General features: G+C 40.0%; 9 protein-coding genes. 7 read left to right on the forward strand and 2 right to left on the reverse strand.

The window, feature by feature from the left end; all coding sequences use genetic code 11:
* Positions 1-194: 194 nt before the first annotated feature.
* On the reverse strand, positions 195-1,637 hold the full coding sequence (pyk, locus tag ABD985_RS15490; RefSeq protein WP_345373269.1) for a pyruvate kinase: 1,443 nt from the start codon (positions 1,635-1,637) through the stop codon (positions 195-197).
* Positions 1,638-1,920: 283 nt separating this feature from the next.
* Between pyk and ABD985_RS15495 the strand changes: the two genes are divergently transcribed.
* From ABD985_RS15495 to ABD985_RS15525, 7 genes are all read left to right on the forward strand, one after another.
* Positions 1,921-2,664, forward strand: coding sequence for a phosphoglycerol geranylgeranyltransferase (locus tag ABD985_RS15495; RefSeq protein WP_345373272.1), 744 nt, complete (start codon positions 1,921-1,923; stop codon positions 2,662-2,664).
* 497 nt (positions 2,665-3,161) lie between these two features.
* A complete protein-coding gene (fabG, locus tag ABD985_RS15500) occupies positions 3,162-3,905 on the forward strand; it encodes a 3-oxoacyl-ACP reductase FabG (protein ID WP_345373274.1) in 744 nt (247 codons plus the stop codon).
* Positions 3,906-4,363: 458 nt separating this feature from the next.
* Positions 4,364-5,398 (forward strand): 3-oxoacyl-ACP synthase, encoded by a 1,035-nt coding sequence (locus tag ABD985_RS15505; RefSeq protein WP_345373276.1) that lies wholly within the window; start codon positions 4,364-4,366, stop codon positions 5,396-5,398.
* A gap of 56 nt (positions 5,399-5,454) precedes the next feature.
* On the forward strand, positions 5,455-5,973 hold the full coding sequence (locus tag ABD985_RS15510) for a hypothetical protein (protein WP_345373278.1): 519 nt from the start codon (positions 5,455-5,457) through the stop codon (positions 5,971-5,973).
* A 108-nt stretch (positions 5,974-6,081) separates the two neighbouring features.
* Entirely contained in the window at positions 6,082-7,665 is a 1,584-nt protein-coding gene (locus ABD985_RS15515; protein ID WP_345373280.1) for a hypothetical protein, read from the forward strand.
* Positions 7,666-7,668: 3 nt separating this feature from the next.
* Positions 7,669-8,640, forward strand: a complete 972-nt coding sequence (locus ABD985_RS15520; protein ID WP_345373282.1) for an alpha/beta fold hydrolase — start codon at positions 7,669-7,671, stop codon at positions 8,638-8,640.
* 143 nt (positions 8,641-8,783) lie between these two features.
* Positions 8,784-10,202, forward strand: coding sequence for a hypothetical protein (locus ABD985_RS15525; RefSeq protein WP_345373284.1), 1,419 nt, complete (start codon positions 8,784-8,786; stop codon positions 10,200-10,202).
* A gap of 35 nt (positions 10,203-10,237) precedes the next feature.
* Here the strand turns inward: ABD985_RS15525 and ABD985_RS15530 are convergent, their stop codons facing one another.
* Entirely contained in the window at positions 10,238-11,098 is an 861-nt protein-coding gene (locus ABD985_RS15530; protein ID WP_345373286.1) for an Rpn family recombination-promoting nuclease/putative transposase, read from the reverse strand.
* Positions 11,099-11,267: the final 169 nt, after the last annotated feature.

An 11,267-nucleotide genomic window follows, 5' to 3' on the forward strand; every position in this document is an offset into this window, starting at 1 on the left:
TATTCCAACGTCCAAAGGTATTCTTCTTGGCAATCCCTAAGGGATTTTTGAGGTTTGAAAAACAACTTCTTTCAATATTTTGTCATTTCTTTGATTTAAACATTTGATTCTCAGTTTTCAGGGGACAAAAAAAGCGATGCAGGAAGTCTATCCTGCATCGCTTTTGAAGCACTGTTAAATATCTTTAAAAGATATTATTCTACAACACCTACCTTCAGAAGGTTCGTTCTAACGTGCAAGTGCAAGTCAATTGGAGCACCTGCGATGTTGATGAATACATCTCCTTGGTTCAACAAACCTTTCTCCTTCAAGATCTGAGATAGCTCATAGAAGGTATAAAGTGTTCCTTGTCCGTCTTTCAAGGTATAGTGGAATGCTTTAACACCCCAAGCCAGGTTAAGCGTACAAGCCAAGTGAGGATTCTCTGTGAAGATAAAGATGTTAGACTTCGGTCTATGTCTTGAGATTCTAAATCCGGTAAAGCCTGATTCCGTCATACCTACAAATGCCTTAGCGTTCAATGCCTGAGACATTTTAGAAGCACTTTCAACAATTAGGTTACCTGTATAGGTGTCATGGCTTGGATCATACTCATACTCCTTGTGATAAACGCTTTCTACATTACGCTCTACAGAAGTAATGATTTTCACCATTGCCTGTACTGTCTCGATAGGGAATTTACCTGCAGCAGACTCTGCTGATAGCATAACCGCATCAGCTCCATCCATTACTGCATTGGCAACGTCACCAGCCTCTGCACGAGTTGGACGAGGGTTCGTGATCATACTTTCCATCATCTGCGTCGCAACGATTACTGGCTTAGCAGCTTGGTTACACTTACGGATGATTTCCTTCTGGATCACAGGAACGTCTTCCATTCTGATCTCTACACCAAGGTCACCACGAGCAACCATGATACCGTCAGCAGCCTCAAGGATTGCATCAAAGTTTTTGATCGCCTCTGGACGCTCAATTTTAGCAACTACTTTTGCATCAGAACCTCTCTCTTTGATCAATTCTTTTACGTGAAGGATATCCTGAGGATTTCTTACGAATGAAAGAGCTACCCAGTTTACGTTCTGCTCCAGACCGAACTCAAGGTCTCTGCGGTCCTTAGAAGTTAGGGAAGACTCCGAGATTTCTGTATCAGGAAGGTTCATACCCTTCTTGGACTTCAACATACCTCCGTAAACTACTTCGGTAATGATTTCATTTTCCAGGGTATCAATTACCTTAACACAAAGGTTACCATCATCAATCATGATGTTGTCACCTTTTTTTACATCCTTTACAATGTTGGTATAAGTAGTACTTACACGCTCAGAAGTACCAATAACAGGAGTGTTACTGATGATTAATTGCTCTCCATTCTTAATTTCAACCGCACCATTTTCTACTTCACCAATTCTGATCTTAGGACCTTGAAGGTCTTGAAGAATAGCAATACTATGACCAAATTTGGCATTTATTTCTTTAACCCAATCAATTACTTGTTTGTGGGATTCATGTACATCGTGAGAAAAGTTCAAACGGAATACATTAACACCGGCGTGGATCAATTCCAAGATACTTTCTTTGCTTCTAGTGGCTGGCCCGATTGTGGCTACGATCTTGGTTTTGTTAAAGGCGTTACTCATATTTGTGTGAATTAGTTGGAAATTTTTATAGTTCGGATAATTTTTTCTATTAATAGTATGCTCTCAAAGAGACTACTTGGTTTCTTGAAATCGCAACAAATTTACTTTTTTAAGTAACATTTCAAAAGAACCTAAGTTCTCTTGAAGTTATATTACGCATAACTGTAACAAAAAAAACAGTCACTTCATTTATTAAATGATTGATTATTATATGATTAAAAGTCATATGAAGAAATCAACATGTTTTAAATAACAATCGTTAATTTGCCTTATTCTTTATTCCATGATCAAAAAAAGCTATCCATTCACCTCTTTTCCTACTAAAAAACATCTGGCGGTATTAATTGATCCGGATAAGGCCGATCAAAAGGTGTTATTTCGCCTGATTACTCAGATACCGACAGATGCTCCTGTTATTTTTTTGGTTGGGGGTAGCTTGTTAAGTAAGCAGACCCTGGATGAAACGGTTGCTTATCTAAAGGAACATTCTTCTTTTCCGGTTTTCCTATTTCCAGGAGGGGCAACGCAAGTTAGTCCGGAGGCTGATGGTATTTTTCTACTCTCTCTTGTATCTGGACGTAACCCCGAGTTTTTGATCGGGCAACACGTGATTGCAGCACCTATACTCGCACAGTCTGAACTAGAGATTGTTTCTACTGCTTATTTATTAATTGATGGAGGCAATCGAACGTCCGTGGAGTACATGAGCAATACGGTACCCATTCCAAGAGACAAAAAGGATATTGCCGTTGCGACTGCCTTGGCAGCGCAAATGATAGGAATGAAACAAATTTACCTGGAAGCTGGAAGTGGAGCCAAAGCACATGTACCGGTAGAAATGATCCGGGAAGTAAAACAACATACGCAATTGCCTCTAATTGTAGGAGGGGGGATACGTACTGCAACAACCGCTCAACAACTACTGGAAGCCGGGGCAGATATGTTGGTAGTGGGAACTGCCATAGAGCAAAATCCGGCGTTTTTAGAGGAGCTATTATCCTGTATAGCTGTTACACCTGCTGTATAAAGTGATTAATCGGCCTTTGTTCATATTGTTTAATTGAGCTTCGCTCGTTCATAATGTTTAGTTGTAGGTCCTTGCCTCACGGCAAGGGCTAAGAATTCTAAGCACTGGTCTTTGCGTCCTCGCAAAGACCTTAAAATAAATTGAGCGTCTTCGCTCAAAAATCAATGTAAGCAAGAACAATTGCACTATGTGACGACATTGTGCCTCACGCACGGTCTGATAGGACAAGGATACACGACCTAAAAAACAATATAGGTCCAAGGTATTTTCACCCTCTTGTAAATGATTAATTATTAACGTATTAAATACGTTTATTTCTCGCTGAATGGAAAAAGTCCACCCCTGCAAATATTTATTCCCATTTTCATATTTTTTCCTTGTATCCTTCTTTTGTACAACACAAAACCAATAAAATAACAGGCCGACTCACCTACCTATTAAACTAAGTCGATAGTGAAGATCGGTCAACACACGTAAAAAAATAACCAATTAGTACAATGGAAAGATTTCAAAACAGAGTAGTAATCGTTACAGGTGGTGCAGATGGACTAGGAAAAGCAGGAGCAGTTAGATTTGCAGATGAGGGAGCATCTGTAGTGATTTGGGATTTGAATGAAGAAAAAGGAAACGAAACCCTTAAGGAGCTAAAGGAAATGGGAAGTGATGCGCTATTTCAAAAAGTAAATACCGCAGACTATGAGGCCGTAACGGAAGCAACAAAAGCCGTGATTGAAAAATACGGTAAGATTGATGTACTAATCAACAATGCTGGTATCACAAGGGATACTACACTAAAGAAAATGTCTCCTGCTACTTGGCAGCAGGTAATCGATGTGAACTTGACAGGAGTATTCAACTGTTCTCAAGTGATCTCTCAATATATGGTAGAGGCAGGGTATGGCCGTATCGTTAATACTTCTTCGGTAGTAGGATTATACGGTAACTTTGGTCAAACCAACTATGCTGCAACAAAGGCAGGGGTGATTGGTATGACAAAGACCATGGGCAAGGAACTAGGTAGAAAAGGGGTGACCGTGAATGCAGTAGCTCCAGGCTTTATTGCTACGGAAATGGTCAAGAAAATGCCTCAAAATGTAATTGAAATGATGGAGTCAAAGGTTCCGGTTGGGCGTCTAGGACAACCAGACCAAGTGGCTTCGGCTTATGCTTACCTTTCTAGTGAGGAAGCAGCCTATATCAATGGTACTGTATTAAGTGTGGATGGTGGTATCGTATTATAAGTTAGGTGAAGTGTGTGTCTCATTTCATCGAGCATAGGCTATAAAAGAACGGTGCTTTAAACAACTATAGTGTTATTGATTGCCCTTATAGTAGCTTCTTGCCGTAAGGCAAGAAGCCTACGAGTCAATATAGTTTGGATGATATTTGAAATAAGAAGGGTGGTCTTAACAACTACTACTATCATGTCTTAGCATAATCATGGCGTAAACTAGGAGAAAGCAGAACTAACAAAAGAAGTATCTTACTTTTTAGTCTAGGCAATACCGATGAATAATGAGGTCAAGGAGAATAGGATAGGAAGTGCTTTCTATCCTTTCTCCTGATACCTAAGAGCATCGCTTATTGCTTATCGTTTAAAAAATGTTGAAACATACCAGTAGGGTATTTGATGTTGACTTAGGAGGTAAATAATGTTCTTAACCGATAACCGATAGAAACCATTTAAACACAGTATACTATGTATCAAAAGCCAAGAGTAGGTATCGTAGGTACAGGGATTTACATTCCTGAAACGGCGATTACCGCAAAAGAAATATCTGAGGCAACCAATGGCGTATGGTCTGAGGAAGCCGTTATCCATAAATTAGGTATTGATAAAAAGCCTATTCCAGGTCCAGAAGATGGAACGCAGGAAATGGGTGTAAGAGCAGCCCTTGATGTATTGCATAATACAGGAGTAGCTGCCGAAGACATTGACCTGATCCTTTGTATGGGAGAGGAGTATAAGGAATACCCTTTAACGACTTCCGCTATTTACATACAAGAGCGAATAGGTGCCAATAACGCTTGGGCGATCGATGTACAGCAGCGATGTGGTACAACGATATCAGCCATGAAAATGGCGAAAGATATGCTGATTGCTGATGACGAAATCTCTACAGTGATGATTGTTGGGGGGTATAGAAATGGTGATTTTATTGATTACACCGATTCGGCCGTATCCTTTATGTATAATCTTGGTGCTGGAGCGGGAGCGATTATCCTAAAGAAAAATCACGATCGCAATGAGCTGCTAGGAACGCATATCATGACGGACGGTACCTTGGCAAGAGATGTAGGGGTAGAGTTCGGAGGAACCGTCAATCCAATCAATGCAGAAAATTATCTGGAGGCACAGAAGTCATTGAGAGTATTTGATGAGAAGCATATGAAAGATCGTTTGAATGATGTTTCTATGCCGAACTGGATGCATTGTATCGATAGGGCTTTCGAGAAATCTAAGGTCAAGAAAGAAGAACTAGGGTACTTGGCAACCCTACATTTCAAGAAGTCCATGCATAACTTCCTGGTGGAGGAACTAGGGCTTCAGAAAGATCAATCCATTTATTTGTCAGACTATGGACATATCGGTCAGGTAGACCAGATTCTTTCCATTCATCTGGCACAACAAGCCGGAAAGCTGGAAGAGGGAACAATTATCTCTATGATAGCGGCAGGTATTGGATATGCCTGGAATGCCAACGTGATTCGTTGGGGTAAGATACAGGACTAAGCATGCAAACTAACAAACCAACAACATATATTTTTCAAACATAACAAAGTGCGATCATGAAGAAATTAACAAACGTATGGGTGCTGCTAGCCCTATTGCTATCGGCAGTATTTGTGTCTTGTGAAGGCGATGGACCAGGTGATGAGATAGATCCATCAGAGAATGGAATTATTGGAGAATGGGAAGCGTATGATGTATCTCCTATCTTAGTAGGATTAGGGTATGATGACAGCCTTTATGTAAAGTTCAATGAAGATCAAACGTATGAAGTGAAGTCATACATTTCAGGAGCAGAGGCGATACTAGTGGGTACGTATACACAAACAAAAAGTACAGAGACAGACCTTTGGAGTATTACATTGAACATGAGTAGCCTTAATGGATCTCCTGTAGACATTACTTCAGAGGGGATTTTCCAGGTATTTGATGCCAATCCGGATTCTTTGTGGTATGAGGTTTCTCAGACGAACCCAGAGATCAGCGGCGTGACAGCCCCATCGATCTCAGCAGGTTTTGGTAGCACAAGTGGTGGAGCATTTGGAGAAGCGAACATCCAGAAGTATAGAAGAAAGTAATTTTGGTTGCTTTGTCACAGTAGACCCTTGCCTCATGGCGAGGGTCCACGACAAGTATATTTTTCTTTATCAACCACTCCTGATGCTTCACACAAATTCATAGGCACTATGAAAAAATTATGTTTACTTTTTGGTTTTATTCATCTAGCCTTGAGTCTGCACGCTCAAGAACCTAAGAAGATATTCGAAGATGACCTTCCTAAGGAAGAAGTAAAGCAATTACAGTTTTACGCCTTCTATATTAATCAGGCAGTATCATCTAATTTTTACCCGGAAAACGTATTTATGAAAGGGCAGGTGATTGGTAGGTTGTTTGGCGACAATACTACTCGCACTTCCAATGAGGATGTCACCATGTATGTTGAGCAGCGACTCATCCCTTTCTTTATTTATCAGCCCAAGTTGTTTAATGGAAGAGCTTTACTGAGAGCGTCTTTTGAAATTGATTATACTTGGGGAGATGCCTCTTATGGTGCAGGAGGAAACCTTGGTGGTGCGATTGCTGCCGATTTTGTCAATATTCAAACGCAGAATATAGAACTTGAGCTCATCCCAAATGCCTACTGGAAAGTAAATCTGGGATTGATGAGAATGTTTGATACCCCTTATAATCCCTATCGCACATTCTTTGACAAGATGTTGCAAACAGGCTATCGCTTGAGCTATTGGGGAACTGATGCCGTAGGAGTGACGGCTAGAAGGGACGATGATATTAGCAATTTGAAGCTTGGTTTCTATCAGTTATACGAAAATAATATTGAAGAAAAAGATGATGTATACTTAACAGAGGCGCATTATCAACAAAAAATTACACCCAAGTGGAAATTGGGAACGTCTTTGTATTACCTGAGTGACCGATCAAACGGAGAAGGTGGAGTAAGTATTTACGCACAAGGATTGAATAGTAAATTGAATGGTTACAATGGAACCTTTCGTTTCTTTGACTTTGGAACCAGAGAATACAAAGCAGATATCGCTTGGGTAGGAGGGTACTTCAGTAGAAACGAGGATTTTATGATGGATCGTTGGCAATGGACAGGTTTCTTTAATTATAACCTAGGAGTGGCTCAGGTAGGACAGGAAGGCGAATGGGTTAAAGGAGCTGATATTGCTGGCTTCTCCGCCAATACACGATTGGCCTATCGTTTCGGACAAACGATCAATGATCATTTTTCTGTAGATGCCATCTTTGCAAGTGGCGATGATAACGCCCTGGAAGATAAAAGATATTCGGGGGTAATTACAGGGAATACCTGGGGAGCACCAGCAGGAATCTTTATAGGTACTGGGTCTTATTTGTTATTCCCTCATGGAAATGTTGTCAACCGTTTTACGCCAGTAGTGGCGGATATGTCCAATATGGGGTATGGATTGGTAGGAGGTACCCTGAAGGCTTCCAAGGATTTTATTCCTAACAAGCTGAATGCAAAGCTAGGTCTGGCTCATGCCAATAGCATAGTAGCCCCTCAAGGAGGTGGAAAGGTCATCGGTACAGAGGTGAATACAGCACTTTCCTATAACTTTGGACCATTTATGAGCCTGGAGTTTCATGCAGCGTATATGAACCTCGGAAACTTCTATGAGAGCAATGATGATACTTATAGCTTTGACATCAACGGTACGGCCGTCAGTGAGGGAAGACCGGAGAATCCGTGGACAGCATTTTTGGTTTACAAATGGTTAATGTTTTAAGCAATGAAAAAGACTTATCTATACTGGTTACTTTCTGCGATAATCTTGGGAGCGTGTAATCCTTATGCGCATATCACAAAGATGAAGTCCATGAAAGAGGACCTGCAATATAAATTCCCTGTAAAGTATGCGGAACTGTCCAATGACTTGGAGATTGCCTATGTCGATCAGGGAGAGGGAGAAGATGTACTCTTGTTTATTCACGGGCTGGGAAGTTACATTCCGTCCTGGCAACATGAGATTGATATCCTCTCTAAAAAATATCGCTGTATTGCTATAGATTTACCTGGGTTTGGGAAATCCGATAAGCCTAATCATTCAGGAATGATGTCTTATTATGCAACAGTTGTCAAAGAGTTTGTAGATCACCTGCAGCTTTCTAATTATACGCTGGTAGGACATTCGATGGGAGGACAAATTAGCATGACATATAGCCTGATGTATCCGGAGCATGCGAAGGCAATGGTACTGATAGCCCCCGCAGGAATTGAAGGGTTTACAGATGGACAAAAAGGATGGTTTGAGGACGTTATGACGCCTCGATTGGTTCGTTTGACGAATACCGATGCTATTGAAACCAATCTGGCCTATAATTTTTATGACTTTCCTGCAGATGCCCGTTTTATGGTAGAGGATAGAATTGCCATGAGAACTGCCTCAGACTTTCCTAATTATTGCTTGGCAGTAAGTCGTTCGGTGAAAGGAATGCTTACAGAACCCGTAATTGATAAGTTAGGCGGTATATCCCTTCCTACACTGATGATTTTTGGAGAGCAGGATAACTTAATCCCTAACCGTTACCTCAATCCGGGAACCACCAAAGAGGTAGCCTTATTTGGAGCATCCATGATCCCTAATTGCAAAATGGTTTTGATTGATAAGGCAGGGCACTTTGTAGGGTATGAGAAAGCTACTGAAGTAGCTGCTGAGATTACTTCTTTTATACAAGTAACCTCCAAGAAACAAACGTTGTGATAAAGAATAGACATTTTAGGAGCTATAAAAGCTCTTTCAAAATATAGTTTTGTGTGTTGTTAATGAAATAATCCCTTGTAAGGCTACGGCTTTATCTTGGGATTTTTCTATTTTTAGGGGAGAGACCATTTTTTTATATCAGCATGAAACTAACCAAATTCAATTCCGTTGTCGAGGCTCTTTATCCCCATGAAGTAGAGTATTTAAATCAGCTGCAGCAGTTTCAGGACAAGGACCGACAAGCGATCTTTGAGCGTATTCTTTACAACCATCGCTCGGTAGAACAACTTTCTTATGACCAAGAAGTGGATAAGCGAAAGTATTCTGCCATGATCTCCTGGATACATACCAATCTGGAAAAAATCGATGTAGACTTCTTTTTTGAATGGCTATTGAAAATAGAGCAAGGGGTAAATATGGATGTGGTCAGTCAGGAGGACAGTGTAAAACTATTAGGATATTTGAAGCAAATCAACGCAACTTCGTATCATTTTATTAAGTTCTATGAACTGGTCATCAGCTATAGGGATTATATCCTGATTCGTAACATGACACAGATTTATAGTCAGGTAAAGGAATACCTACAGCAGTATCGAAAAAGCTATTTAGAAGCCAAGAAAACGAATGAGCGTTTAAATAATGCGACGATAGACATTATTGAGCAACATAAATCACAGGAAATTACTTCCATCCACTGGGAGAGTTTCTTGATGAAAACGGCCAAAAGTAAAGACCTGGATGGCTTTACCCGCTATAAGGCTTGGGTAAGGCTTAGTTACCTATATTACAACTATAAAGAGTATAAAAAACTGGAAGAAGTTCTAAGGATATTTGAAGAAGAACTGAAAAATACTACCAATTTTTATTCTCCAAGAATCCTGGCGAATCATTACAATAACAAAGCGATGTTGTACTCCAAGACCCATCAATATGCCTTGGCAGAACAGTACGCCTATTATTCCATCCGAAAAGAAAATCCAGATTATTTACTCTATGTCAATAACCTTTGCTTTGTCTTACTAAGGCAGCACAAGGACAAGGAAGCCATGCAGCTGATGAATGGCATAGACAAGCAAATAAAGGATACAGCGACCATGTATAATTTCATTGGATACGTGGCTTTATACCTTAAAACCCTTTCCCATAACGGATTTCGAAAGAAAGCCTTACAGTTAGCACAAGTATATGTGGAGAGTCATCGAAAGGAGATTTTTGAATATCGTTGGCATATCTTTTTCTCTACCTACTTCAAGATTCTTTTACTAGAAGAACAGTATACCAAAATTATCTCTTTAGAGAAGAAATATAAATTAGTCGAACGGGAACAAAAGCACTTAATAACAGGACGGTTTACGCCTAAAATTCTTTTCTATCATCTGATTGCCCGCTATGCAGAAGGGAAAATTGGGGAGCAAGAGTTGAGGCAACAATTGATCAATGCCGTAGATCACTTTAAAAAAACAGACTCCTCTGTATATCTAATCACACGATTATTGGGAGAGTTACAAGATTTTCACTCGGAGTTGATTATGGAAGTGAGGGGCAGGTTGGGTGCGTATTAATTTTTCCCAGGGCAACGCCCTGGGCTATTGGGCTATTACAGCTTCTCGATTTCTTCTTTTAAAAGTCCTGTACTGCTCATGATAATATCGACGGAAACCCCTGCCTTCTTAAGGTTTCTGGCGATTTCTATTTTCTCTTCTTTTTTACCTTCCTCTCTGCCTTCCTCTCTAGCTGTATCCAAGCTGTTTTTTAAGTCATTATATTGTTTTAAACTTTCTTCATACATAGCATATTCCTCGTTGTTAAGGTTGGCAATCTTGGCTTCCTTCAAAAACTTTTTAAGTGTTCTATCTACTAGGCCAACAGGCATTTCATGCAATTGGTTTAGGTTTTTGAACAGGTAAAGCCACTTATCAAAATGAGTATGGCAATCTTGCCATTCCTTTTCAAATTTAGGCATTTCCAAGTAATAAAAAGTCAATTTGTCGGACATGATTTTGTTTCTTCGAAGATCATGTAGTTTTCCGGTAGTGATCACCTCCTTGTCGCTCTTGTCAGAAGAAGGAAGTATGAAATCCAGGATAGCAATAGAATAAACAGCCTTGAGTTCGTAGTTCCAATCGCCTTTTTTTGCCTGCTCTTGTATAGGGAAGGTAGCATAATAAAGCATTCGATCCATAAAAAAGTCTTGCTTGGCTTTCTGAATTTCAACAATAAAACGTTCACCTTCCTGATTTTCACAATAAATGTCATAGACAGAGGTACGCGCTTCTTTGTTCTTTCCCTTTTGCTCTTTATTTAGATAAGAAATATGGATAATAGTCCCAGCCTCTTCCTTAAGCAATTGATTGAGAAAATCGATGAGTAAGTCTTTATTGGCTTCTGTGCCAAATAGGAGTTTGAATCCAAAGTCTGTAAAAGGATTGATATAAATAGGGTTTCGTTGGTTTTGCATGGGGTTGATACGTTTGATGAGGTATCAATAAATAGCAGGGCAGGGCATTATAGGTGGATCGGAGATAATAACTGTGAACGTGAAAACGATATCTTCAATCCTGTAGTGTTTCAGACCCCGTATTCCTAGAGTTTTTTCAAAAATTTGATTTTCGAAAAAAGGCATACCT

Source organism: Algivirga pacifica (assembly GCF_039543525.1).
GTDB classification, from domain to species: domain Bacteria; phylum Bacteroidota; class Bacteroidia; order Cytophagales; family Flammeovirgaceae; genus Algivirga; species Algivirga pacifica.